Genomic DNA, 23595 nt, shown 5'->3' on the forward strand with positions numbered 1-23595 from the left:
TTGATTGTGAAAAGAGGAGACGTATATTTTGCGGACCTCTCACCGGTGGTAGGTTCCGAACAGGGCGGTGTCAGGCCTGTTTTAATCATTCAAAATGATATTGGAAACCGTTTCAGTCCTACTGTAATTGTTGCGGCAATTACAGCGCAAATTCAAAAAGCTAAATTACCGACTCACGTTGAAATTAATGCGAAAAGGTATGGATTTGACCGTGATTCGGTTATTTTATTAGAACAATTACGTACAATAGATAAACAACGTTTAACAGATAAGATTACGCATCTTGATGAAAACATGATGAATTCAGTCAATGAGGCATTATTTATAAGTTTAGGTTTAGTTGATTTTTGATCTGACCATTTTAAATCCCCCTTTTAAGATAGTGGGGATTTTTTATTGTTTAGAGCAAATTGATAGAATTTAGGGTAGTTTCTCTTTGCAACAAATGCAAACTCATGGAATAATGAGGATAGAGACTATATTTGGAGGATATTCTATGCAATCGACCGCACTTTCCTATTTACACAAGCATCAAGAGCGAATTATCAACCAATGGGATCAGCAGTTATCAGCTTTACGCAGTGAGGGAGAAATCAAAGCTTCACTTGAAAAAGCTGTAGAACACACAAATCAAGAATATATGACCTTAATTCTTCAAACAGCTAGGCTGAATGAAGAGGACTCTTTAGAAGGGTTAAGGCAATTCACCGAGCAGTATATTCAATCGGGACGGTCACTGACTTACTTTACAAAAGCACTTCAGGGCCTTAGAAAAGCGTTTCACCAACAGCTTAAAGATGTTCCACCAGATGAGGCGGATGTCTTAGATATTTATAGTGAACTGAACGAATGGATCGACAACATGAATAATTTTCTTGTATCTAAGTACATTGAATCGTGGGAAGATACATTAGAAATGCAGAAGCTATCATTACTAGAATTATCGGCACCTCTTATTCCTGTATTTGAAGGAATAACGGTTATGCCTCTAATCGGCAGTATTGATACGACTCGAGCGAAGTTAATCATGGAAAACTTATTAAATGGAGTCATTAAAAATCGTTCAAAGGTTGTTTTAATTGATATTACAGGGGTGCCTATTGTAGATACGATGGTGGCTCACCATATTATTGAAGCCTCTGAAGCGGTAAGACTTGTTGGAGCAACGTCGATTCTTGTGGGTATTCGCCCTGAGATCGCACAAACCATTGTTAATCTAGGCATTGACCTAACGAAATTCCCAACAAAGAGTACGCTACAAAAGGGAATGCAAAAAGCGCTTGAAATGTGTAATCAAAATAAGATTGAGTTGTAAGCTGGAGGTATAGGGGTTATGAGAATTCCAATTTTAAAACTTGGAGAATATTTACTAATTAGTATACAAACTGAATTAGATGACCAAACGGCTCTTCAATTTCAAGAAGACCTTCTCAATAAAATTCATCAAGAAGGGTCATCAGGCGTAGTCATTGACCTTACGTCAGTTGATATGATCGACTCATTTATTGCGAAAGTTTTAGGTGATGTGGTCGATATGTCGAGCCTTATGGGAGCAAAGGTTGTTCTAACGGGGATTAGACCTGCTGTTGCCATTACATTAATTGACATGGGAATCAAACTCGAGGATGTATCAACCGCACTAGATTTGGAACAAGGTTTAGAGAAATTGCAACAGGAACTGGAGGGTTAGATGATGGAAACCCAATCCTGTGTTGAAGTAAAAAATGAATGGGGAATTGTTGCTGCAAGACAGGCAGGAAGAACCCTTTCGAAGGAGCTTGGTTTTGGAAATGTAGATCAGGCTCGAATTACGACAGCCATCTCAGAGCTTGCTCGTAACATCTACCTTTACGCACAACGTGGAGAAATTAAGATCGAGATCGTTGAAGATAAAGGAAAATTCGGAACGAAAAAAGGAATTAAAATTATTGCATCGGACTTAGGACCAGGAATACCAGACTTAAGACAGGTCATGGTAGATGGGTTCACAACTTCAAGTGGACTTGGAGCGGGTCTCCCTGGTGTAAAACGATTAATGGATGATTTTAATATTGAATCTGAAGTAGATAAAGGGACAACCATTACGGCAACTAAATGGCTCCGCTAAGGAGGACGACAATGCACTATGAATTACACAGACAACAATATCGAAACGTCCTATAAAAAGATTTTAGAGTCTTATTTAAATACAGGGAGCGAGCATGTTCTATACGAAGCTCAGCAGTTTACGCGAACATTGCTTGAGCACAAGACTTCTCCGGAAGAGCTTGTAAGCCTGCATCGCTCCATTATGGATCAGCTCTATCCAGAGCTACCTCATGACATTCAGGCATCCTTTGATTTTCTTTTAGAAGCCATGATGGGCTATGGAATGGCATACCGGGAGCATCAAATTTTAAGAGATCGTCAGCAAGAGCTCGAGGCAGAGATTGATGTTGCAGCAAAAATGCAACAAACACTCCTGCCTCGTGAAGAGGTCTCTGTAAAAGGGTTAGATATAGGAATTGTGAGTGTACCCGCTAAGAAAATGAGCGGTGATTACTATCACTATGTAATGGATCAAAATGGAAGTATTGGATTAGCCATTGCCGATATTATCGGAAAAGGTGTGCCTGCAGCCCTATGTATGTCCATGATCAAGTATGCCATGGACAGCCTTCCTGAGCAGCAGTTGAATCCAAGTGCTCTTTTAGAGAATTTAAATCGAGTCGTTGAGCAAAATGTAGATGACAGTATGTTTGTGACGATGATGTACGGTTACTACAATGTTCAAGCTCACGAATTTACTTATTCTGGTGCTGGGCATGAGCCTGGTTTCTTCTATAATGCCAAAAATGACTCGTTTGAGGATTTAAGCGCAAAGGGTTTAGTTCTTGGAGTCTCAAAAAAGGCAACGTATCAAGAATATGTGAAACAGCTGGACATTGGAGATATGGTAATCCTTTTAACCGATGGTGTAACGGAGTGCCGGATGGGAGAAGAGTTTCTTGAGCGTGAGGAAATTGTGGATCTGATTCGCAAATCAAAGAATCTTGAGGCTCAGGAATTAGCTGAAAATGTGTATCGTGAACTAAGCAAGCTACAGGATTTTACATTAAGAGATGATTTAACCTTAATCATTTTAAGAAGACAGGTTTAAAGAACAGCGCTTTGTGGTAAACAAGGTACATTGAATACTAGACACAAAGTCGAGACGGTTCTAACTCAAGGAGGTTGCTACATTGAATTTGGATATACGAGTTGAGGAATTAGAAAGTCAAAAGAATGTTTTTCTCACTGGAGAAATTGATACGTATACAGCACCAAAGTTAAAGGAAACCCTTATTCCGCTTACTGAAGGGTCGGGAGCAGAAATTGTGGTGGACTTATCTGAGGTACAATATATAGATAGTACGGGTTTAGGAGTATTTGTTGGCGTTCTTAAGGCATCTGACTCAAACGACAGCACGTTGACATTGGTTGGTATGTCAGAGCGCATCAAGCGTCTTTTTGTCATTACAGGTCTAGATGAAGTGATGAACATCGTTGATCGGGGGGAAGAAGCGAAATGAATGAACATCAAGTAGACCATATTGAAATGAGTATTCCTGCGAAAGCGGAGTACGTCGGTGTTGTACGCCTGACCATTTCGGGAATTGCCAATCGGTTAGGTTTTTCTTATGACGATATTGAGGATATGAAGATCGCAGTGGCTGAAGCGTGTACAAACGCTGTAAGTCATGCGTATGAAGATGGTGGCAACGTTAAGATTGCCTGTGACTTATATGAAGATCGAATTGAAATCATCATCGCGGACGAAGGTCAAAGCTTCGATAGCAAAGAGCTGCAAGGGAAGCTCGGACCTGTTGATTCCAAACAGCCAATCGGTGATATGAAAGAAGGTGGACTTGGTTTATTCCTCATTAGTACCCTTATGGATAAAGTACAGATTCACGATGAAGCCGGTGTGGTACTGATGATGACAAAGTTTCTACGGAAAAATGAGGTGGAAGAACATGTCGACGGAATCTCATCACTACAGTCAGAACAAGGATAAGGTTTACGGATGGATTAAAGAGTTTCAAGAAACCCGTAACGATGATGTCCAACTGAAGCTGGTCAAGCACTATGAAGCTTTAGTTCGTTCTCTATCAAGGAAATTCTCAAAGGGCAGAGAGCATGATGAGGATTTATTCCAAGTTGGTATGGTCGGCTTACTTGCTGCATTGCAACGGTTTGACGGAGAATTTGGTCGTAGCTTTGAATCCTTTGCTGTGCCGACAATCGTTGGTGAAATTAAGCGGTTTATTCGTGATAAGACATGGAGTGTACACGTTCCTCGTCGAATTAAGGAGCTCGGACCTAAGATCAAAAAAGCAGTAGATACGCTCACATCTGAATTACAACGTTCACCTCAATTACATGAGATCTCAGATTTCCTAAATGTATCGGAAGAGGAAATTCTAGAAACCATGGAGATGAGCAAGAGCTATCAAGCTCTATCAGTTAACCGTGCGCTTGAAGCGGACCAAGAAGGTGGAGAGGTTACTCTGCTTGACCTAGTTGGTAAAGAAGATAGTGGCTATGAGCAAACCGATCAGCAGATGCTTCTAGAAAAAGCATTCCAAGTGTTAAATGAACGGGAAAAATTAATTCTTCAATACACATATTACGATAACTATAGTCAAAAGGAAGCGGGAGAGCGCTTAGGAATCTCACAGATGCATGTATCAAGACTTCAACGACGTGCATTGGAAAAACTAAGAGAATCGATTCGCGTGGAACCGTCTGAGATTTTGTAATGGTTATGTATACGCAAGATCATCACATTGAAGTCGCTGTCTTAGAACGATCAAAGAATAACGGAGAGTATTGTGGAGATGCTCATACTGTTATTAATACAGAGGATTATGTGGTATGTGCCGTCATTGACGGTTTAGGAAGTGGAGAAGGGGCAAGCGAATCAGCACAAGCTGCAGCTGAAGTCGTGAATCTTGATCACCATTTACCCGTAAAAGAGATTGTTGAGAGGTGTAACCAAGCATTACTCAACAAGCGTGGTGCAGTTTTAACGGTTGTTAAGCTGGATTTGAAAGAACGCAAGATCAGTTACAGCAACATGGGTAACATCGGATTTACGATGTATAATCCGAATGGAACAGCCGTTCAACCGATTTCGAGAAGAGGATACTTGTGTGGTCGAAATGAAAAGATACAAGAAAGTCAATACCATTACGATGAAGGAACGATCTTTATCCTCTATTCAGATGGTGTGGCAAGTCCTCCTCCGAAATTAACCCTACTTGAGATCAACAGCTTAAGTGAAAACAATAATCGAATATTCGATGCAGCCAAATATGTAGATAATGATGATGTCACTTTGTTAATAGGGAAATTAAAATAAGCTTTTCACCGCTTGATGAGGTGGAAGGCTTATTTTATTTGCTGTCGAAGTCTATGATAGAATAGTTTTATGGAAACAAAGGAGGGCGAGATCATGGAAGAGTCAAAGGAATCAATGATGCAGCAGATTGCCACAGAATTAACAGTAAAAGTAGCACACGTCAAACAAGTGATTGCCATGATGGACGAAGGGAATACTGTCCCGTTTATAGCGAGATATCGTAAAGAAATGACAGGTGGAATGGATGAAGTTCAGCTGAAAGAACTTGCTGAGCGTTGGACTTATGTCAACCAATTAACCGACCGCAAAGCAGAGGTCATTCGCCTCATTGATGCACAAGAGAAGCTTACAGATGAATTACGCCAAGCCATTGAAGCAGCGGATAAATTACAAATCATCGAAGACTTATACAGACCATATAAGCAAAAACGCCGCACTAGAGCAACCGTTGCGAAGGAAAAAGGGCTAGAACCACTAGCAGAATGGTTATTTGCCTTACCAAAAAGCGGTGAGCCAACAGATGAAGCAAAGACATACATATCTGAAGAGCATGAAATTGAAACAGTGGAAGCCGCACTTGAAGGGGCGCAGGACATTATCGCTGAGTGGGTTGCAGATGACGCAGACCTCAGAAGTCTTATTCGGACCAAAACGATTAAAGAAGGTAACTTAGTAGCTGAAGTGAAGAATCAGGAAGCAGATGAAAAAGGTGTGTTCGAGATGTATTACGATTATTCCGAACCACTTAAATCGATTGCGCCTCACCGTGTGTTAGCTGTAAACCGTGGGGAGAAGGAAGGCATTCTTAAAGTACGTGTGAGTGCTCCAGATGATCGATTAACAAGTGAGCTTGTTCGTAAAACGATTCGTTCATTTGGTTCAAAAGCAGTTCCTTATGTAGAAGTTGCAGTCCAAGACAGCTACAAACGTCTAATCCAGCCATCAATTGAACGAGAAGTGCGTAATGAATTGAACGAGGCAGGAGAAGAGCAGGCCATTCATATCTTCGCTGAGAACCTGCGTAATCTATTGCTTCAGCCACCGATGAAGCAGCAAATTGTCCTTGGAGTTGACCCAGCGTACCGGACAGGCTGTAAGCTGGCCGTCGTGGACCATACAGGGAAGGTACTGGATATTCGAGTGATTTATCCAACACCACCCAAATCCCAAGTAGAACAATCATCCAAAGTGGTGAAACAGCTTATTAAGCAGTTTGGTGTAAACGTCATTGCCATCGGAAATGGAACGGCATCCAGAGAAACGGAGCAATTCATCGCAGATACGATTCGTGAGGTAGAAGATGAAGTCTTTTACGTGATCGTAAATGAAGCTGGAGCGAGTGTGTACTCAGCTTCGGACAATGGGCGTGAAGAATTCCCGGATCTGCAGGTAGAAGAGCGCAGTGCCATCTCGATTGCCCGCAGACTTCAGGACCCACTGGCAGAGCTTGTCAAAATTGATCCGAAATCAGTCGGTGTTGGTCAATACCAGCATGATGTGTCTCAAAAGAAACTAACAGAGTCCCTATCCTTTGTTGTCGAAACCGTAGTAAACCGAGTAGGGGTGAATGTGAACACCGCATCCGCTGCGCTCCTGCAATACGTAGCAGGCTTATCTAAAACAGTAGCCAACAATATCATCAAAAAGCGTGATGAAGAAGGCCGCTTTAATAGCCGAGCAGAATTAAAGAAAATCCCACGTCTTGGCGCCAAAACATACGAACAGTGTATTGGGTTCCTGCGTATTCAAAATGGTAAGCAGCCACTTGACGCCACGGGTATTCACCCAGAGAGCTACAAGGTTGCAGCGTCCATCCTGGAGAAAGCAGCCATTCCGGCGACAGACATTGGCACAGACGTGGCGAAGGAGCGACTACAGGCAATGAACGTTCAATCCTTGGCAGAAGAGTTGAACATTGGTCTTCCAACCTTACAGGATATCATTGATGCCTTTATCCGCCCAACACGTGACCCACGTGATGAAGTAGCCAAGCCACTTCTAAAGCAAGACGTCTTAAAGATGGAAGACCTGGAGCCAGGGATGGAGCTTGAAGGAACCGTCCGTAACGTTGTTGACTTTGGTGCCTTTGTGGACATCGGCGTTAAACAAGATGGACTCGTCCACATTTCGAAGCTCACAAAACGTTTTGTGAAAAATCCAATGGATGTTGTTGCAGTCGGAGATATCGTCACCGTCTGGGTCTCATCTGTAGATGTACAAAAAGGAAGAATCGCTTTAACGATGCTCCCACCAGAAAATCAGACCCTTTCTTCATAAGGAAATGAAAGAGGCCGAGGCATAACTTATATGTAACGAGTTAAACACGAAGATAGCACCAAATCCGCTACAGGAGAATCCCTCGCTTTCCACGGGAACGGCCTCAGCCCCTTTTGCGGAAAGGGCACCGCTACAGTGTCTTCACCGCGTTCTGTTCCGTAGGAGTCTCGGGTTCTCCCTCCGCTTGTTCAGATAAAATTAGAAATGGCGAATGATTCTGCAACCGAATCATTCGCCATTTTTCTATTTCTGTTTCTCCCCGTCCTTTTGTTGATAATAAAACCAGCACTGGTTCAACACGCGGAGCTGATACTTGTTCTTCTCGACGAATGCACGTTTCAGTTGCTTCTTTAACCAGTTAGGCACGATTCGCCAACTCCTTCGTTCATATGATAATATTATCTACTATATGCAATGGAGTTTGTCAGTGTTTCCTAAAAGACAAACAAAGAGAAGAAAGGATTGAAATCACATGCGCGAGCAAGACCTGCAGCAGCTCGTTGAAGACCTGTCTAACACATACTTCAAACGACCCTTTCTGCACAAAGCCCGCTTTAACCCAAGACTCCGAACGACCGGAGGAAGGTACTTCTTACGCTCACATGACATTGAAATCAATCCTAAGATGCTTGAAGCCTTTGGGGAAGAAGAGCTCATTGGCATCATCAAACACGAGCTGTGCCATTACCACCTACATATTTTAAAAAGAGGCTACCAGCATAAGGATCAGGACTTTAAACAGCTCCTGGCCCAAGTAGGAGGGCTAAGACATTGCCAGGTCATTGAAGGCGCGCAAAATACCCCGAAACAGCTGCATACCTACATATGCACAAACTGCACACAAACCTACACACGCAAACGCAGAGTCAACACCGCGCGTTATGCCTGCGGAAAATGTAGAGGGAAATTAAAAAAAGTTTAAAAAAGATATTGCTTGGACCACTTGTCTGTGATATATTATAGAAGTCGCCAAAACGACAAGCATGTTACATATTCCACAGTAGCTCAGTGGTAGAGCAATCGGCTGTTAACCGATCGGTCGTAGGTTCGAGTCCTACCTGTGGAGCCACGGAGAAGTACCCAAGTGGCTGAAGGGGCGCCCCTGCTAAGGGTGTAGGTCGTGTAAGCGGCGCGAGGGTTCAAATCCCTCCTTCTCCGCCATTTTTTAGGCCCGTTGGTCAAGTGGTTAAGACACCGCCCTTTCACGGCGGTATCACGGGTTCGAATCCCGTACGGGTCACCATTTCTGTGAAACCAACCGAAGAGATTCGAAGGTTGTCACAATTATATTTCCTGGTTTGGCAAGAAGAAGCGAGAAGGTCGAGGACATGAGTTTTTGAAGGAAGGAGCGTACCTTAGTACGTGACTGACTGAAAATAACGAAATGGACGAAGAGATTCGAAGGTTATTCGCAGCCAAAATGGAGGATTAGCTCAGCTGGGAGAGCATCTGCCTTACAAGCAGAGGGTCGGCGGTTCGAGCCCGTCATCCTCCACCATTTTTTCTTGAAATAAATATTGGTCCGGTAGTTCAGTTGGTTAGAATGCCTGCCTGTCACGCAGGAGGTCGCGGGTTCGAGTCCCGTCCGGACCGCCATTATCTTATTATCTAAATACGCGGGTGTGGCGGAATTGGCAGACGCGCTAGATTTAGGATCTAGTGTCTTATGACGTGGGGGTTCAAGTCCCTTCACCCGCACTTTTCACAAAGTGCTTTTTTTTATGCAACAACGAGCGGTTGTGGCGGAATGGCAGACGCGCTAGGTTGAGGGCCTAGTGAGGTTAAACTCGTGGAGGTTCGAGTCCTCTCAACCGCATATAGGTGAAATCGAGTAGTAGCAAGGCTTTCGGAGCTTTGGTGCTATTTTTTTTGCGTTCTAAAACTGGAGAGTATCAAAAATTCTTTCCGCATTCTTTCCACACATGTTTTGGTGCATGATAACGAAAATCTGTAATGTTCGGTTTTAGCCATTTAGCGATATTTTAAAGAAAATAGTCAAACAAATTTTGATACGTGTAAAACAGTAAAAATGACAACGCAATTCCAGCCATTATAGATGAAGATGTTATGACAATGAACTTGCGTATTGTAATTTCATTTTTCTTATAAGCTATTTTCAGTACCTTAACTATAAAGAAAATTGTCATAGCTATAATCAGTGTTGAAAATAAAGTTGCTAAAGTTGCTTCCATGAGATCAATCCTTTCAAGACGATTTCAAATTTGGTTATCTTTATTTTACAATGTATTTTGACCAGTTAAAACAGTTCATCGAGTCTATCTGCTGTTTCTTGTTGTTTGTTAGGATAAAGGTGACCATAAACATCGATTGTAGTCTTGATTGAAGCATGTCCTAACCTTTCTTTTATCGTAGCATAATCCTCTTTTTGATGTATTAGCAAAGCGACATGAGAATGACGTAAATCATGCAGCCTAATTGGATCTAAGTCACTATCTTTACATATCAACTTTATTTTCCTACTGAAACGATCTTTAGTAGGAGGGACGTCTTTGTACTGGAAGATATGTGTTTGATCAGTGTGAGTCATTCTTAGCCTATCAAAAAGGTACTTTTGCTTTTCTTTCCATTCATCAAGTAATAAAAGAAGCTTACTATTTACACTTATACGTCTAATAGAGCTCCTTGTTTTAGGTTCAGCTATCACCAGTTCGCTTCTATTATAAGATAAAGACTTATAGACATTTATCTCACGTCTATATGGATCAATGTCAGTCCAATTCAAGGCAAGCATTTCACCACATCTCATACCAGTTAAATAAGCTGTGGAATAGAAAGCTCTAAAAAGGAAATCTTCTTCTTCGATCAAAGACAAGAATTGTTTAAACTCATCAGGTGTCCAAAACTTCATTTGTTTAGTGGTCTTTCTGAGGTTCTTAACGTTATCAGATGGATTAAATGACATGGCATTCTCTTCAACAGCTTTTCTGAAAATACATTTAAGTATAATCATAATGTTATTAATGGACTTGTTAGCCATCTGAGAAGCAATAAGTTTCTCCTGAAATTTCCTCACATCTCTTGTTGTGATACCTCGTAAGAAACTATTCTCCCAGTAAGGAGTAATATGTTTCCCCACAACATAACGGATCATTGAAAAGGTGCTTTGTTTCGAATGTATTTTGCAATCTTCAAGGTACAGATCTCTGACTAAAGAAAAACTTAAATTACGTTCTCCAAAAATTTGCTTTGTATTATAGATATGATGCAATTCATCTTCGTATTTTTCCGCTTCCTTTCTAGTGTTAAACACTTTAATTTTTCTTCTTCTGCGACCAGTAACTGGATCTTCTCCTAAACTAACATCAACTTTAAACTTGCCATTGTCAGTCGGTTTGATTGGCATATTAATACCTCCTAAACAGATTTTTAAGTATGAAAGCATGTCAGAAGTTTTTCTGCAAACAAGTCAGCTTCTACATTTTCATCACTCCCTAAAAACAATGTGCAATTAATTAGTTTAAAAAAGTCATTATCCCTGTGTAAAAAATAATGACCTAGCTCATGAGCTAGGAAGAATTGAATGTCAGAAAAAAACTTAGAAACATGTATCACAAAAAATCCATTATGTACTTGTGACATGCATTCAACTTTTCCTAGCTCACTATAGAGGATGAAGATATTAAGCTTATCGCAAATTTCCCAAGGGTTACTAGTACCTAATGTTGTTGTAACTGATTCACATTCTAGAAAGATTTCATCTTCTGACAACAAGAAAACCACCCTCTTCTGTATTTATAGAAATTACAATAAAAGCATTGTTTTTCTAAAATACGGGGTGATTATCCATATTGTTTCACAAAAATCGATAAACAGTAAGGTAGTCCTACAAAATAACTGGAAATTTACTTTTTCTTGTTATCTTTAGCGGATAAATACTCTTCTACAAAATTCACACCATTTTTAAGAGCTACTTTGACTAACTGTGCAGTCTCATCATCAATTTCTCCATTAGAAAGAAACTTAAGGTCTTTATAGCTTAATTCTGTTAATACATCATTGAATGCCTTGTCTAAAGGACTACTAAGATCAAATTCTCTTGTATCCTCTGAATTGATATCTAAAAGGAAATCAGCTGATACATTGTATAGCTCGGCTAATTTTTTTAAGGTCTGTGTGTCAGGGTCTCTAATATCACGTTCGTAAGTAGACAATACGTTTCCTGAAATATTAATTTTACTAGCTGCTTCATTTTGTTTGAGGTTAGACTTAATTCTAGCAATTTTAAGACGTTGTCCTAAAGTCATAATTTCACCTATTCCACTTAAAGTTTATTAATAACATCATACCAACAAGCTAACCAAATATCCTTACTTTAGCCAAAAAGTCAATAAAGTATAAGTTAGTCTTATAATGTTTTTATACTCACTTAGTCGAAACCAAAATAAATAATTTAATATTACACTAAGTGTTGACTTACACACTATGATCAATTATATTAAGTATAAGCAATTAAACTTTATAAAGAGGTGATTTAAATGAGTGAGTTTTTAACACCTAAAGATGTTCAACAGATTCTACATGTAAAGGAAGCAAAAGCTTACGAAGTGATTAGGCAATTAAATAGAGAATTAAAACAAGAAGGGTATATGGTTATCAGAGGAAAAGTGAGTAAGTCTAAGTTTGAAGAAAGATATGTTTATAAAGGTAAGGTGGGTTAAATGCAGTTTGTTGAGATGCAGACATTGATGCAAGAAGCTATCCCACTTGCGAAAAAGATGGAAGGTGACTGGCAAGCAAGAATGAAACTGGCCTTACATACTGTGAAGATAAACCACTATATGAAACAGCCTATTTCAAAGAAAGTCATACAAAAATTGCTTGAACATGGTGTCTCATACAGAAGGATTTCAAAGAACTATAAGCTAGGGAGAAAAGAAATATCAGTATTTGAGGGTAAACATTGAGTGTGAAGATAAACCACTTATAGGAGAGCTTAAATACCAGGAAGGGTTGAGAGTACCTTGATAATTACATATAGAAAGAAAGCGCACCTGACAAAGTCAGATACGCCCTAATAAAACTGTGGAAAGTTTATTATAGCGTACTCTACTTAAAATGTCACGTTCGTGAGTATTAAGTGGACACAGCTAACACTTGTTAAAATGCTGTAGCAGGAACGAATATTCGTGCTGATGGTCATAGCTTTGACCTACTAGGTCGCAAAGAAGGCGACTGATAAGCGCCATGATGGATACAGAACCGGAGCGATTTTTCTTTTTATAGATTGAGTTGAACTGTTGAAAATGGACGAAGAGAAAACACAAAACTAATTTAACGAAAAGAGGAATTGTATATGAATTTAAAAGCAGGAATTAAACCGGATCAAACAGAGACATTTGGGACGCTAGTGTTTATGGGGTTAGCAAGAGAAAGAATGTATTATGACCGTGAAAAAGGTGAACGCACAGATAAGTTGGAATCGAGAATCTATAACTTGGGTTCAAGTATTCAACAGGGGCAGATTGAAGTCACGCTACCTGATTATATTGATCTAAAAGAATATGATTTTATGAGTGAAGTTGAACTGGTTCATCCTAGAATCACAGCTAGAGCACAAGTGAATGGAACTTTTGCAAATATCATCTATACGATTGTTGCGGAAGATATTAAACCATTGGGACAAAAAGGCTTTGATAAGAAACCACAGGATAACAAAGAACCAGTTGGAGCAGGGGCAGATAAAAAATAAATGTTATCTCGGAGCGCATTATTTCTATAGTGCGCTCTAATTTTTTTTACTGTGTGCGGTTCCCAAAAAGCTAATTAGTAATACCGCACAAATAAAAAGTGAATTAAATACACCAATTATCACAAATAACATGATGAAGAATGAATCACGCAAGTGGTCTAAAAAAAATTTAGACACTTGATGAATGTTGAGCAATCCGCTATTTAGCAGTAAACCATAAGTCAATAGAAAGATTGTTGTTAAATCTGACATAAACCCGTGAATAGAGTCCATGTGAAATTTAGGATAATGGTTACTTCTTTTCACTTTACCTTCATCCTCTAGATTTGTTATTTTTTTGATGTAATATCTATGGTAAAAGAAATGCCATAATGCTGTGAATCCAGTTAAAGCAGCTACTACTATGAATATATTTAGCCAGTCATAAGTGGTTATATTGTTATTTGAGAAATGTTCAACGACTGTGTTAGGTAATATTTTTATGAAGGAAGTAAAAAAATCAAATGGTATGTTAGTGCTGACTGAAAATAAAATATTGCTGATTATCAATAGTAATATAATGAAAAAACTATACTTGTTGTATAGGTTAAAGATATTCTCCAATATTAGCTCACTCTCTCTATGAAAGGATGTTTACATGAGGACAGGATGGCTATTTTTCGATATTCTCTTTAATACATTCTTTGTGGTTTGTTTATTCATAATGTTCGGTGGATTTCATGTTATCAAAAAAATTGTAAGAAGTAAAAGAAATAAGTAGATAATTGGAAGGAGTAGATACTATTAAGAATAAACTCTGGAAATATCGAGGGCATAGAATCTTACCACATATGAAGAATGGTGTGCGGAATGCGATATTAATAGTGTTCATTCCTATTTTCCTTTTAGGAATGTATGTTAGTTTTCGTAAACACTTTCCTATCATTGATTGGTTAGACATTAAGCAGTATCAAGTGTTTACTCAACTAAGCGATTGGAATTGGTTATTGATTGCAAGAGGGGCAGGGGTGTCGTTTTTTATTGGATTGGTAGCTGTGATCATTGCTTATCTTCTTTTTCATGAGAAATATAAAAGTATATGGCACAGACAAAAGATTACTAGAATGTTCTTTTCAAATCGCTTTGTAGAAGAACAACGTATACAAAGTGAATCGCAATGGTCAGAGAAACAGGTGAGTAAAAATAAAATTACTTACTTTCCAAGAGCCTATTATAAGAAAAAGAATGGTCATATCTATATCAGAATTTCGATGGATATGAGCCGATTTCAAGACCGTTATCTAAACCTAGGGAAGGATTTAGAGAGTGGTCTTTTTTGTGATCTCGTAGACCGTGAAGTGGAAGAAAACTTTGTGGTATTCAAGTTATTGTACGACGCTAGTAAGAAACGGATTCCAATACAGGAAGTGACCGTTCAGAACGGATCTATGAAGTTGATGGATGGCGTGTATTGGTCGTTTGATAAACTTCCGCACATGCTGATCGCAGGTGGAACAGGTGGAGGGAAGACTTACTTTATCTTAACGATTATACAAGCGGTGATTAAATCAAATGCTGAAATTAAAATACTTGATCCTAAAAATGCTGACTTGGCTGACTTAGAAGCGGTATTGCCAAAAGGTACGGTCTTTTCAAAGTCTACAGGGATTCTTATGACGCTTAGAAAGTCAGTCGAAGGAATGATGAAACGTTCCGAGGACATGAAAAACATGCCCGAGTATCGAACGGGTGAAAACTATGCTTACTTAGGCTTGCCACCTGTTTTCATTTTCTTTGATGAATATGTTGCATTCATGGATTTATTGGACCATACCGAAAGACAGGAAGCTATGGGATATATGAAACAACTCGTTATGCTTGGTCGGCAGATGGGTTATTTTTTAGTACTTGGAGCGCAACGACCTGACGCTAAGTATCTAGCCGATGGGATACGTGACCAGTTTAATTTCCGAGTGACGTTAGGCAGAATGTCGGAGACAGGTTACGGGATGATGTTTGGTGATTCGGATAAAACCTTTATTAATAAGAGTGTTCAAGGGCGTGGCTATGCGGATAGTGGTACATCTACCATTATGGAGTTTTACAGTCCATTTGTACCTAAGGGTTATGATTTTATGAAGGAGATAGAGCAAGCGTCCGTTGGAGAGGTTGGCGCGTCGGCGACGGCAGTCGCCAGTGGCAACGTAGCGACAGCCTCGGAAACAAGCGTAGGGAATGAGCGCAGCGAGTGACCTACTGAACTAACCCCCCCTAGCTAACAGGGGGGTAGTAATTAAAAATAAGAAACAGAGGTGAACGGAGTGGAACATGAGTTAAGCGCTATGATGGATTACCTTAGAGTGTCTTTCAAAACACAAGATGTTGATTTAATCCTCGAAAAGGTGGTTCATCTAAAGAAAGCGTACATGCAGGAATTAGAATCAGGCTTTTACGGCTACATTGGAACCTTTCAGCTAGATCAAATCAAAGTCTTCTACTCGAAGCCAGGCGATAGCCGAGGGATACTCGTCGAAATGTCGGGGAAAGGGTGCAGGCAATTTGAGACATTCTTAAAAGCTCGGAATAAGACATGGTTTGATTTCTTTCAAGATTGCTTAAATTTAAATGGCAAGTTTAGTCGGGTAGATATTGCGATTGATGATCGGAAGACCTATTTCACTGTCCCTTATTTGCTTGAAAAGGTTCAACATGGCGAAGCCATATCAAGGTTTAGGAAATCGGATTTTAATGGTTCTGTCAGTATAAAGGATGGCTCAAACGGAGGAACAACCCTATATTTTGGCTCGAAAAAGTCAGAAACATACCTTTGTTTCTATGAGAAGAATTATGAACAGGCTGAAAAATATGATCTACCTATTGAAGATATGGACGACTGGAATCGATATGAACTGCGGATGAAGAATGAACGAGCACAAAAAGCGATTCTTTCACTAATGAAAACGAATCAGTTTTTAGATATCGCTATGCAAGTGGTGAATAACTATATTCGCTTTGCGGATAAGGATGAAGAGAAACCACGTTCCAAATGGGAAACGAGCCAATTTTGGCAGGATTTTATCGGTGACTTTGGGCGTTTAAGCCTGTTGATGAATCCCGAAGAAGAATTTTATGAGAAAACCAAGCGCTGGTTAAATAATTCATGTGCACCATCCATGAAAATGGTTGTTGAAGCAGATCAGGTACTCGGTACGAATCAGCTATCTGATATGGTGACGAATGCTGAATTGACCAAGAAACAAGAAAAAATGCTTGATGTATGGTTGGGCGAAGTCAAAGATATGGTACACGCATAAATCAAGGCTCTGCATATGGTATCTGTCAACGGTAAATGTCTGACTGAAACAACGTGAAAGGAATTTAAGGAGTTGATAGAGTATCGGTAATACACCCTCTTGGCCTAACAAAAAAACACTTTTTTTTGTTCGCCTACCGGCTAGGGTCGCCCCCAAGATTGGGGGATGGGGGATGATATAAACTTTTGGTCAAGCTAAATTAGCTTGCAGGTTTGGACAGCGTCCAAGGTTTTATTATTAAGAAAAACCCACACATTTCTGTATGGGTTAGGAGTCAAACATTTCGTAATGCAGTTTTTACATCTTTGTAGATAGTAAAGGTGTTAAGTTTAAGCCCGAGTTGAACAATCGTTTGAGCTAATTCAGGTCTTAATCCTGTAATTACAGAATCTACACCTAAGATTTTCAAGGTTTTACTGATATCAAAAATCTTACCTGCTACGAACGTATCAAATGAGTAAATTCCTGAGAAATCTAAGATGAGTGTTTGAACTTCGGCTTCAGCAACATTAGGTAGAGTAACATTAAAAATTGTATCTAATCTTTGACTGTTCAAAGAACCTACTAAAGGAATGACTGAAACATCCTCTTTTATAGGAACGATAGGAGCTGATAGAGATAAAATCTCTTCTTCAGCAAGTGATAAGTGATTCTCATGACGTTTGGTATATTTAATGCTTGTTTGTAAGATGGCTTCATCAAAGATACGTATAGTTTTGTTTGAGAGTCTATTACAATCTTTAGAATGGAAGTTACTTTCTTCACAGGTTTCTTGATATGCAAGAAGTAACTCATATCGATAATTACTTAAAAGTTCTATAAGATCAAAAATACCCATTCCGAGTTCTGCTGCTTCGTCTAAAATATCAAAATCTAAGGTAAAAGATTCTCCTTGTTGTGATTCATCTGTAAGGGTTAATTTAATTTGTAATAAGATTTCATTTAATAGTGTCCAATGTAATGTTTCTTCTTTTTCTGATAGGTTCTCTAAAAGGTCATTATCTGCAAGGTGAGTTTTATTGTATATTCTGGAGGTTAGCGAAGTTAGATCTTCAAACATCATATTCGATATTTCTACTGATTTCATGTACAACACCCTTATTTCAAATAATTTATATACTGACTGTTTGTTAAAAAGCTTTGAGTGATAGCAAATTATGCTATTCGAAATCTAGGGACTGTGAAATTGATGATCAAAATAATATGTAATGGCTTCTTCTGATACTGAGATGCTATCCCCCTCTCTTTTAGTAGGTCTTTAATTTTGAACACAAACCTTAATACCCTTTTGAGAAATATTTGAAACATCTTCTTATAAGAAAACAGACTTTAATTTAAATAAGGAGGTTATTTCTTTGATAAGAACGATCCTTTCATCTCTTTTACTAGTTAGCTTCTTTATAGTGACTACTTTTATAGCTTTTACTGTGATGTATATCTCGATTGAAGAACAGGTAATTCTCGGGGGAATCATTAGTCTTGTCATGATTTTTATTGTATCAAGTGTCTGCACATCGAATCTAATTCGAATCAAGAAGACAAATGTATGATGTTCATAGATGTGGTCAAGGAATCAATGTTGAATGAACTATTGATTAGAAAAAATATTCAACGCCAATGGGAACCGATCTTTGATCAGTTGGCTGAGTTTACACGCCACACTGAAATAGGAGAACAAATACATGTTCATTTGGATGAATACAGTCGAGAGACAGAAGGGAGTTAGGATTTCTTTTTTACTGTATTGGAATTGAAAGATGAAGGAGTGATTGAATTATACTTTCAGAACCATCTAGTCGAACACTTTCCAAGAAAGTAAATTATGAAAGGATGATGAATATATGAATAATGTGATCTTACTCAATCGTTCGAACCTAGAGGATCAATTAGATAATCAAGGTATCCTAGAGGTGGCTGAACAGTTAATTGAACGAATGAAAGAACACGTACAATATATTGCAAAAGGTGTGTATGAACAGTTCGTCATTGATGTGAAAATGGTTGTGGATAATGTGTTGAAAAACATCACCGCACACTTTATCGTTCATGAAGATGAAGACGAACCATATCAAGAAGAATCAGAAGGACTGAAATATATCTTGTTTCAAGACGTAACCACTACAGATAAAGGATAGTGGTATTTTTTATGCTCACACAATATAAAACGATGGATGAACGTTTCTTAGAGTTAGGTTTTACGGTGGGAAGGGGATCTGTTGTTTATGTTAAAGAGTTAAGTCGATTGACTATGTTAGTAGTGGAGGGAGAACGTAAAAAAGGGTATACCACTTATCGGTATACCTTTTATAAAGTATCTTACTTGCCTAATGGCGACCGAAAACATGAAAAAGTGTATCTCAAAGATGCTTCACCTCGGAAGGTGTTACAAAAGGTAACATCTTTTTTACGTTACATCAATGAACGCTAAAAGATGGTAAGCAATCTACTATGGTTTGTTAAGACAGTTTCTAAAAACTGAATATCTTTTTGTATTTCCACTTTTAAGTTGTTGTCAACGGCGTATAAAAGGTCTTTCTTTAGCCTTTTAATCTCTTCTGTAAATAAGAGATCATCATTCTGATTAACCAATTTCCACACCTCTTAAATTAAGTTGTCTCAAATTCAAGTACCCTTTTAACCCATTTCAAACAAATCTGCGAACAGGAAGGAGTTTATCAATGAATATATTTAAACGAATTAAAGGTCGAACACAAAAAATTAAAATTCCACAGAAGCGAAAAAGTCCAATGAAGAAGGATCATTCAAAAAGGACTGCTTTAGCTGTTTGGTCACTTTTAGGATCAATCGTTGTTCTATCCATCCTTACAATCCTACTATCGGTCAATACAAGATCAGGATTAAATATAACAAACGCTATGTTGAATGAAAAGGAAACCGAAGTTAAGGAAACCATGTCGCAGCCGTTAGCCGAACAGTTTCTATCGGGGTTCATTCCAACCTATATCAACGTAACGAATAAGAATGAAGCGATCGAAATACGTAAACAGAATCTAAGAGAATACATGATTCATTCAGAAACCTTTCTGAATGAACGAAATGAGTTCTATCAATTGTCAGGTATTCAAGGAGATCGAGTGTTAAAAAGTTATTCGCTTTTTGATGTGCAAGACGAACAAGAAAATGAAACGTTGTTTCAGTACAAGGTAACATTCACGAATCGCATTCACCATGAAAAAGAAGTGGAAGTTGAACAAGAAGAAAATGATGATGAAGATAGAGAACCTGAAACCGAAATAGTGACAGAAACAGAAGAAACGGATCAAACCTTACTATTAAGCATTCCTGTTCAATCGCAAGAAAATCAATTTGCCGTATCAGGTGTGCCGTACTTCTCCGAAGTACCAACCGTGAAAGGAGTGATTGATCAGGAAGAAGAAGAAAGAGCCGAAGCCTATACAGGGGAAGACACTGAACCAATTCATACGTTTTTAAATACCTTCTTTACTCGGTATGCGTCCGAGCCGAAAGAGGAATTAGCGTACATGATGAAAGAGCCAACGAGTTTGAATGGAGCGTTTGAATTAGATGAACTAACGAGTACCCATATCGTTGAAAAAGAAGAAGGCTATCAGGTATTCGTGACAGTCTTGTTTAGAGGTGTCGAAACAAATATTCCGCACGTGGTGAATATGGAATTAGATCTCCAACGTCATGAAGGAAATTTCTTTATTGAAACCTTGGAATACCAATAAAACATAGGAGTGATTGAAATGAAATTAACGGAACTAGTTGTATTAGCGAACTCGAATGTACCAGATGATTTACCGACATTAAATGTAGTTGAGAATTGGGGATTAACTGTTATTCTTCAATTGATTAGTTTACTCGTCTTCTTCATGGTGGCGAAACACTTTGCTCGCTTTAAATTTGGTGGAATTGTCATGACCATGATTCTTGGTGGGGTTGTTACTTTTGTAGTTCAAAATTGGTCACGAGTAAGTGCGTGGGTGCAAGCCTTCATTGATACATTCTAAGGAGTGTGAACGACATGAGATATGTATTTAATTACCGAAAAGCCATGAGAGAACCGAAACAGGTTCAACAGCTAACAAAAGAATATAGCTTACCTGTTGCCTTTCAGTTGATTCACGTAATCAACTTTTTTTTATTCTTCTTTATCGTCCTAGGATTAGGCTTACTCATTCGCATGGGATTCCCTCATGCGTTTGGGAAAAGCTTTCTCGTTTTCTTAATTGGTATTCCTATCGGATTAACGGTTTTAGTGACTAAAATTAAACCCGAAGGGAAAAACCTTTATCTCTATTTTTTAGATGTCGCACGATATTATCTGCAAATTAAGTTACCAAAAAAGCGGTTCTGCCAAGATCATGAAGTGCAATGGATGGATGAACCGCAAACATTTAAACCCTGTGTAAAGGTGGTGCAATCCAACTATGAGTATGTTAAAAACACCGATGAAGACGCTACGGAAGAACTTACTATTGACGAAAACGGGCGACGTGTGGGGGTATTATCGAGTCAAGAGTCAATCCATTCCCATGCAAAATAAGAAAGTCGTCAACCGCTATAAAAAGAACTGGAAAGCCTACTTTGAAGAAGTAACCGAATATAAAGATGTTCACTTGATGATGTACCCACAAGATTATCAACTAGAAGAAAAGTTTGATGATCTGAATGATGATTTAGCGGACGATTCAAAAGAAATGGCCATGTATTACACCGAAGAAACCCAGCGCATGTTAAATCAGCGATTAGGCAATGTCACAAAAAATGACTTTATTATCGGTGTTCGCTTACGGTCTGATTTGGTCAACGTGGACGCTGATTTAAAAGAAAATATGATGTCGATGTTTTCAACGGCGACTGATACCATCATCAATTTATTAGGGTGGGAACAGGACGTATCCGAATCCTTTTTTAAACAATTTAAAGAAGCCGAAGAAACGATGGCAAACGTGATGATGATGGTTGGTGGTGTCAGACTGTCAGAAGAAGAATTGATCTATGTGAATCGCTATAACTTCATTCGAGGAATTGACCATCAGGTCGATGAAGAAATGGATAAAACAAGCGTGAATGCCATTACCGACGCATTGATTGATCCCACGTCCACTGGTGTACTGAAATTGAATGGAGAATTTGATGAAGCCTATACCTCCTTTGTAGTTGTCGACGAATTTCGACATAACATGGCAGAGAGTGAATTGTTTTATGAAGCACAAACGCTTCCTTTTCCTGTAGAAGTGCAAATGAAAATTCAAGCCGAAGGTAAATCAAAAACGAAGATGGATTTAAACATGAAGAATCAACAACTAAAAGAAACGAGCAACGAACAAAATCAGGTGGGAGAAGAAACCGATTCTTCCGTCAGTACCAGTTCATACCTTGTGAAACATTTGAGGGATGAAATCAAAAATGATGATGTGAACATGATGAACTGGCTATCGGTGATTGTCATTACAGGTGAGAGTAAAAAAGAGTGTAAGAAACGAGCGAAATTAGTGATCCGTCATATGAAGTCAGCAGGAATCACGTGCCGACTACCTGTAGCCGATCAACTACCTTTATTCTATAAATTCCTACCAGGGGAGCGACTGGACGCAACGAGCCGAAATTGGATACAGAAAACGACACAAGATGGATTAGCCGAAGGTTTATTCGGGGTCACAGCTGACATCGGTTCAAAAGTTGGCTTCTTCATCGGATGGATTGATCCTTTTGCTAAACATACGGACTTATCGAGTGCGATTCATTCAAGCCGTTTTCCTGTCCTCTATCACATGTTTCTAGCGAATCAACAATTACGAGGATCAAAAACACGATCGCCACACGTACTCATCACAGGTGATACAGGAACAGGAAAATCGTTTCTAGCGAAACTCCTTTTCTTATATGTGAGTATGTTGAATGTGCGGTCACTCTATATTGATCCAAAGAAAGAGTTAAGGAAATGGATTAATAAGGTGATGAAAAATCCGCAAGTGCAGAAGGATTACCCACTGTTTGCGGAACACCTTGAACGATTTCACTTCACGACGTTGGATTCAGAGAATAAAGAGAATTGGGGTTCGCTTGATCCGATTGTCTTTCTTCCACCCATGCAAGCGAAAGAAATGGTACAGGTCATTTTCTCCCAAGTCTATGACTTTAAGGGGAAGGATGATATTCATACCGCATTCTTGCAAGCCATAGCCAAAGTCATCGAACGAAGACAACAAGAAGAACAAGTGGGATCAATGCAGATCATCGAACTTATGAGAGAACATGAAGAACCGATTGTTCAGAAAGCAGGAGACTTTCTACATGAGGTCGTGGCGGATAGTATTTTAAAATTATGTGTGCATGATGGATCAAATGAAGCGTTATCGCTGACAGATCGTATTAACATCATCGAGGTTGAACATTTGGATTTACCTGACGCAACCGATCCGATTGAAAGTTACACGAACTCACAATTAAAATCGAGTGCGGTCATGTTTGCGCTTGGCAAGTTTTGTGAGTTATTTGGCATGGATAAGAGTGAACGAACGATTGAATTTATTGATGAAGCATGGGTCTTTACATCGAGTAAGCAAGGGAAGAAAGTCGAGAAGCAAATGAGACGAGTCGGACGAAGTTATGAAAATGCGTTAGTTCTCATTACACAGACGACTAAGGACGCATTAAGTGAAGAAGAATCAGGGAATTTTGGTGTAGCGTTTGCTTTTGACGAACCAAACGAACGTGAAGACGTACTCAAATGGATGAATATGGAGCCAAGCGAAGAAAACATCGAAATGATGGATAACATGTTTCAAGGACAATGCCTATTTAAAGATTACTATGGACGTACAGCTAAAATCAGCATTGAATGTCTCTTTGAAGAATGGCAGGGCGCATTAGAAACGGTCGAAGAATCAAAAGTAGCCGTGGCCGAGGAAAAATATCTATAGAAATGAGGTGAATGAAAC

Annotated in this window: 29 protein-coding genes and 7 tRNA genes; 30 read left to right on the forward strand and 6 right to left on the reverse strand. The window is 39.0% G+C overall.

Translation table 11 applies throughout. The features are described from left to right. The 10 genes from NSQ54_03220 to NSQ54_03265 all read left to right on the forward strand — a co-directional run bounded on the left by NSQ54_03220 (window position 1) and on the right by NSQ54_03265 (window position 7660). Entirely contained in the window at window positions 1-351 is a 351-nt protein-coding gene (locus NSQ54_03220) for a type II toxin-antitoxin system PemK/MazF family toxin (protein WYP27144.1), read from the forward strand. Window positions 352-496: 145 nt separating this feature from the next. Next, window positions 497-1315, forward strand: a complete 819-nt coding sequence (locus tag NSQ54_03225) for an STAS domain-containing protein (GenBank protein ID WYP27145.1) — start codon at window positions 497-499, stop codon at window positions 1313-1315. Window positions 1316-1333: 18 nt separating this feature from the next. Further along, window positions 1334-1690: an STAS domain-containing protein gene (locus tag NSQ54_03230; GenBank protein WYP27146.1), complete on the forward strand. Its 357-nt coding sequence runs from the start codon at window positions 1334-1336 to the stop codon at window positions 1688-1690. A 3-nt stretch (window positions 1691-1693) separates the two neighbouring features. After that, window positions 1694-2107, forward strand: coding sequence for an anti-sigma regulatory factor (locus NSQ54_03235; protein ID WYP27147.1), 414 nt, complete (start codon window positions 1694-1696; stop codon window positions 2105-2107). A gap of 18 nt (window positions 2108-2125) precedes the next feature. Continuing rightward, the gene (locus NSQ54_03240; GenBank protein ID WYP27148.1) at window positions 2126-3139 is read left to right on the forward strand and encodes a PP2C family protein-serine/threonine phosphatase; all 1014 of its coding nucleotides are present in this window, start codon (window positions 2126-2128) and stop codon (window positions 3137-3139) included. An 82-nt stretch (window positions 3140-3221) separates the two neighbouring features. Beyond that, the gene (locus NSQ54_03245; protein ID WYP27149.1) at window positions 3222-3551 is read left to right on the forward strand and encodes an STAS domain-containing protein; all 330 of its coding nucleotides are present in this window, start codon (window positions 3222-3224) and stop codon (window positions 3549-3551) included. Beyond that, window positions 3548-4036 carry an anti-sigma B factor RsbW gene (rsbW, locus tag NSQ54_03250; protein ID WYP27150.1) on the forward strand — a complete coding sequence of 163 codons (489 nt, stop codon included), beginning with the start codon at window positions 3548-3550 and terminating at the stop codon, window positions 4034-4036. Before NSQ54_03245 ends, rsbW begins: the two co-directional genes overlap by 4 nt. Further along, window positions 3996-4781 (forward strand): RNA polymerase sigma factor SigB, encoded by a 786-nt coding sequence (sigB, locus tag NSQ54_03255; protein WYP27151.1) that lies wholly within the window; start codon window positions 3996-3998, stop codon window positions 4779-4781. Before rsbW ends, sigB begins: the two co-directional genes overlap by 41 nt. Beyond that, window positions 4781-5383 (forward strand): SpoIIE family protein phosphatase, encoded by a 603-nt coding sequence (locus tag NSQ54_03260; protein ID WYP27152.1) that lies wholly within the window; start codon window positions 4781-4783, stop codon window positions 5381-5383. The genes sigB and NSQ54_03260 overlap by 1 nt, the downstream gene beginning before the upstream one ends. Before the next feature lie 93 nt (window positions 5384-5476). Further along, entirely contained in the window at window positions 5477-7660 is a 2184-nt protein-coding gene (locus NSQ54_03265) for a Tex family protein (protein WYP27153.1), read from the forward strand. 243 nt (window positions 7661-7903) lie between these two features. Here the strand turns inward: NSQ54_03265 and cmpA are convergent, their stop codons facing one another. Beyond that, window positions 7904-8026 (reverse strand): cortex morphogenetic protein CmpA, encoded by a 123-nt coding sequence (gene cmpA / locus NSQ54_03270; protein WYP27154.1) that lies wholly within the window; start codon window positions 8024-8026, stop codon window positions 7904-7906. 106 nt (window positions 8027-8132) lie between these two features. Here cmpA and NSQ54_03275 point away from each other — a divergent pair, with 106 nt between their 5' ends. From NSQ54_03275 to NSQ54_03310, 8 genes are all read left to right on the forward strand, one after another. Next, complete coding sequence (locus NSQ54_03275; GenBank protein WYP27155.1) at window positions 8133-8582, forward strand: SprT family protein; 450 nt, start codon at window positions 8133-8135, stop codon at window positions 8580-8582. A gap of 72 nt (window positions 8583-8654) precedes the next feature. Next, a tRNA-Asn gene (locus NSQ54_03280) sits at window positions 8655-8729 on the forward strand. A gap of 1 nt (window position 8730) precedes the next feature. Further along, window positions 8731-8821, forward strand: a tRNA-Ser gene (locus NSQ54_03285). A 7-nt stretch (window positions 8822-8828) separates the two neighbouring features. After that, window positions 8829-8903 (forward strand) — tRNA-Glu (locus NSQ54_03290). 179 nt (window positions 8904-9082) lie between these two features. Next, window positions 9083-9158 (forward strand) — tRNA-Val (locus tag NSQ54_03295). A 21-nt stretch (window positions 9159-9179) separates the two neighbouring features. Further along, window positions 9180-9256, forward strand: a tRNA-Asp gene (locus tag NSQ54_03300). 20 nt (window positions 9257-9276) lie between these two features. Then, window positions 9277-9358, forward strand: a tRNA-Leu gene (locus NSQ54_03305). Between the two features lie 35 nt (window positions 9359-9393). Further along, window positions 9394-9476, forward strand: a tRNA-Leu gene (locus NSQ54_03310). A 441-nt stretch (window positions 9477-9917) separates the two neighbouring features. Here the strand turns inward: NSQ54_03310 and NSQ54_03315 are convergent. The 3 genes from NSQ54_03315 to NSQ54_03325 form a co-directional block, all read right to left on the reverse strand. Next, window positions 9918-11024 carry a tyrosine-type recombinase/integrase gene (locus tag NSQ54_03315; protein WYP27156.1) on the reverse strand — a complete coding sequence of 369 codons (1107 nt, stop codon included), beginning with the start codon at window positions 11022-11024 and terminating at the stop codon, window positions 9918-9920. 23 nt (window positions 11025-11047) lie between these two features. Further along, window positions 11048-11389 (reverse strand): hypothetical protein, encoded by a 342-nt coding sequence (locus NSQ54_03320; protein ID WYP27157.1) that lies wholly within the window; start codon window positions 11387-11389, stop codon window positions 11048-11050. A gap of 134 nt (window positions 11390-11523) precedes the next feature. Further along, window positions 11524-11925, reverse strand: coding sequence for a helix-turn-helix domain-containing protein (locus NSQ54_03325; protein WYP27158.1), 402 nt, complete (start codon window positions 11923-11925; stop codon window positions 11524-11526). A gap of 231 nt (window positions 11926-12156) precedes the next feature. Between NSQ54_03325 and NSQ54_03330 the strand changes: the two genes are divergently transcribed. From NSQ54_03330 to NSQ54_03350, 5 genes are all read left to right on the forward strand, one after another. Further along, window positions 12157-12339, forward strand: coding sequence for an ICEBs1 excisionase (locus NSQ54_03330; protein ID WYP27159.1), 183 nt, complete (start codon window positions 12157-12159; stop codon window positions 12337-12339). Beyond that, window positions 12340-12585: a hypothetical protein gene (locus tag NSQ54_03335; protein ID WYP27160.1), complete on the forward strand. Its 246-nt coding sequence runs from the start codon at window positions 12340-12342 to the stop codon at window positions 12583-12585. A 389-nt stretch (window positions 12586-12974) separates the two neighbouring features. Beyond that, window positions 12975-13370 carry a DUF961 family protein gene (locus NSQ54_03340; protein ID WYP27161.1) on the forward strand — a complete coding sequence of 132 codons (396 nt, stop codon included), beginning with the start codon at window positions 12975-12977 and terminating at the stop codon, window positions 13368-13370. A gap of 830 nt (window positions 13371-14200) precedes the next feature. Then, window positions 14201-15601: an FtsK/SpoIIIE domain-containing protein gene (locus NSQ54_03345; GenBank protein WYP27162.1), complete on the forward strand. Its 1401-nt coding sequence runs from the start codon at window positions 14201-14203 to the stop codon at window positions 15599-15601. Between the two features lie 69 nt (window positions 15602-15670). Continuing rightward, a complete protein-coding gene (locus NSQ54_03350) occupies window positions 15671-16663 on the forward strand; it encodes a replication initiation factor domain-containing protein (GenBank protein WYP27163.1) in 993 nt (330 codons plus the stop codon). A 274-nt stretch (window positions 16664-16937) separates the two neighbouring features. Here NSQ54_03350 and NSQ54_03355 read toward each other — a convergent pair whose 3' ends face one another. Beyond that, window positions 16938-17750: an STAS domain-containing protein gene (locus NSQ54_03355; protein WYP27164.1), complete on the reverse strand. Its 813-nt coding sequence runs from the start codon at window positions 17748-17750 to the stop codon at window positions 16938-16940. Between the two features lie 268 nt (window positions 17751-18018). Here NSQ54_03355 and NSQ54_03360 point away from each other — a divergent pair, with 268 nt between their 5' ends. The 3 genes from NSQ54_03360 to NSQ54_03370 all read left to right on the forward strand — a co-directional run bounded on the left by NSQ54_03360 (window position 18019) and on the right by NSQ54_03370 (window position 18798). After that, entirely contained in the window at window positions 18019-18213 is a 195-nt protein-coding gene (locus NSQ54_03360; protein ID WYP27165.1) for a hypothetical protein, read from the forward strand. Further along, window positions 18210-18389 carry a hypothetical protein gene (locus tag NSQ54_03365; protein ID WYP27166.1) on the forward strand — a complete coding sequence of 60 codons (180 nt, stop codon included), beginning with the start codon at window positions 18210-18212 and terminating at the stop codon, window positions 18387-18389. The genes NSQ54_03360 and NSQ54_03365 overlap by 4 nt, the downstream gene beginning before the upstream one ends. A 115-nt stretch (window positions 18390-18504) precedes the next feature. Beyond that, window positions 18505-18798, forward strand: a complete 294-nt coding sequence (locus tag NSQ54_03370; GenBank protein WYP27167.1) for a hypothetical protein — start codon at window positions 18505-18507, stop codon at window positions 18796-18798. 289 nt (window positions 18799-19087) lie between these two features. Here NSQ54_03370 and NSQ54_03375 read toward each other — a convergent pair whose 3' ends face one another. Further along, on the reverse strand, window positions 19088-19252 hold the full coding sequence (locus NSQ54_03375; protein WYP27168.1) for a hypothetical protein: 165 nt from the start codon (window positions 19250-19252) through the stop codon (window positions 19088-19090). Window positions 19253-19341: 89 nt separating this feature from the next. Here NSQ54_03375 and NSQ54_03380 point away from each other — a divergent pair, with 89 nt between their 5' ends. The 4 genes from NSQ54_03380 to NSQ54_03395 are packed head-to-tail and all read left to right on the forward strand — an operon-like array spanning window position 19342 to window position 23577. Next, window positions 19342-20376, forward strand: coding sequence for a conjugal transfer protein (locus NSQ54_03380; GenBank protein ID WYP27169.1), 1035 nt, complete (start codon window positions 19342-19344; stop codon window positions 20374-20376). 18 nt (window positions 20377-20394) lie between these two features. Then, window positions 20395-20658: a hypothetical protein gene (locus NSQ54_03385; protein WYP27170.1), complete on the forward strand. Its 264-nt coding sequence runs from the start codon at window positions 20395-20397 to the stop codon at window positions 20656-20658. A 14-nt stretch (window positions 20659-20672) separates the two neighbouring features. After that, the gene (locus NSQ54_03390; protein WYP27171.1) at window positions 20673-21194 is read left to right on the forward strand and encodes a conjugal transfer protein; all 522 of its coding nucleotides are present in this window, start codon (window positions 20673-20675) and stop codon (window positions 21192-21194) included. Then, complete coding sequence (locus tag NSQ54_03395; GenBank protein WYP27172.1) at window positions 21184-23577, forward strand: ATP-binding protein; 2394 nt, start codon at window positions 21184-21186, stop codon at window positions 23575-23577. Before NSQ54_03390 ends, NSQ54_03395 begins: the two co-directional genes overlap by 11 nt. Window positions 23578-23595 lie beyond the last annotated feature (18 nt).

This window comes from Alkalihalobacillus sp. FSL W8-0930, assembly GCA_037965595.1.
Classification (GTDB): Bacteria; Bacillota; Bacilli; order Bacillales; family Bacillaceae_D; genus Alkalicoccobacillus.

Bases quoted from the DNA above. Each gene is read 5' to 3' on its own strand.
- NSQ54_03370 (WYP27167.1), top strand. From the start codon at position 18,505: ATGAATAATGTGATCTTACTCAATCGTTCGAACCTAGAGGATCAATTA.
- NSQ54_03395 (WYP27172.1), top strand. From the start codon at position 21,184: ATGCAAAATAAGAAAGTCGTCAACCGCTATAAAAAGAACTGGAAAGCC.
- NSQ54_03225 (WYP27145.1), top strand. From the start codon at position 497: ATGCAATCGACCGCACTTTCCTATTTACACAAGCATCAAGAGCGAATT.
- NSQ54_03230 (WYP27146.1), top strand. From the start codon at position 1,334: ATGAGAATTCCAATTTTAAAACTTGGAGAATATTTACTAATTAGTATA.
- NSQ54_03345 (WYP27162.1), top strand. From the start codon at position 14,201: ATGAAGAATGGTGTGCGGAATGCGATATTAATAGTGTTCATTCCTATT.
- rsbW (WYP27150.1), top strand. From the start codon at position 3,548: ATGAATGAACATCAAGTAGACCATATTGAAATGAGTATTCCTGCGAAA.
- NSQ54_03335 (WYP27160.1), top strand. From the start codon at position 12,340: ATGCAGTTTGTTGAGATGCAGACATTGATGCAAGAAGCTATCCCACTT.
- NSQ54_03380 (WYP27169.1), top strand. From the start codon at position 19,342: ATGAATATATTTAAACGAATTAAAGGTCGAACACAAAAAATTAAAATT.
- NSQ54_03340 (WYP27161.1), top strand. From the start codon at position 12,975: ATGAATTTAAAAGCAGGAATTAAACCGGATCAAACAGAGACATTTGGG.
- NSQ54_03235 (WYP27147.1), top strand. From the start codon at position 1,694: ATGGAAACCCAATCCTGTGTTGAAGTAAAAAATGAATGGGGAATTGTT.
- NSQ54_03275 (WYP27155.1), top strand. From the start codon at position 8,133: ATGCGCGAGCAAGACCTGCAGCAGCTCGTTGAAGACCTGTCTAACACA.
- NSQ54_03265 (WYP27153.1), top strand. From the start codon at position 5,477: ATGGAAGAGTCAAAGGAATCAATGATGCAGCAGATTGCCACAGAATTA.
- NSQ54_03355 (WYP27164.1), bottom strand. From the start codon at position 17,750: ATGAAATCAGTAGAAATATCGAATATGATGTTTGAAGATCTAACTTCG.
- NSQ54_03385 (WYP27170.1), top strand. From the start codon at position 20,395: ATGAAATTAACGGAACTAGTTGTATTAGCGAACTCGAATGTACCAGAT.
- NSQ54_03390 (WYP27171.1), top strand. From the start codon at position 20,673: ATGAGATATGTATTTAATTACCGAAAAGCCATGAGAGAACCGAAACAG.
- NSQ54_03315 (WYP27156.1), bottom strand. From the start codon at position 11,024: ATGCCAATCAAACCGACTGACAATGGCAAGTTTAAAGTTGATGTTAGT.
- NSQ54_03325 (WYP27158.1), bottom strand. From the start codon at position 11,925: ATGACTTTAGGACAACGTCTTAAAATTGCTAGAATTAAGTCTAACCTC.
- sigB (WYP27151.1), top strand. From the start codon at position 3,996: ATGTCGACGGAATCTCATCACTACAGTCAGAACAAGGATAAGGTTTAC.
- NSQ54_03365 (WYP27166.1), top strand. From the start codon at position 18,210: ATGATGTTCATAGATGTGGTCAAGGAATCAATGTTGAATGAACTATTG.
- NSQ54_03260 (WYP27152.1), top strand. From the start codon at position 4,781: ATGGTTATGTATACGCAAGATCATCACATTGAAGTCGCTGTCTTAGAA.
- NSQ54_03240 (WYP27148.1), top strand. From the start codon at position 2,126: ATGAATTACACAGACAACAATATCGAAACGTCCTATAAAAAGATTTTA.
- NSQ54_03330 (WYP27159.1), top strand. From the start codon at position 12,157: ATGAGTGAGTTTTTAACACCTAAAGATGTTCAACAGATTCTACATGTA.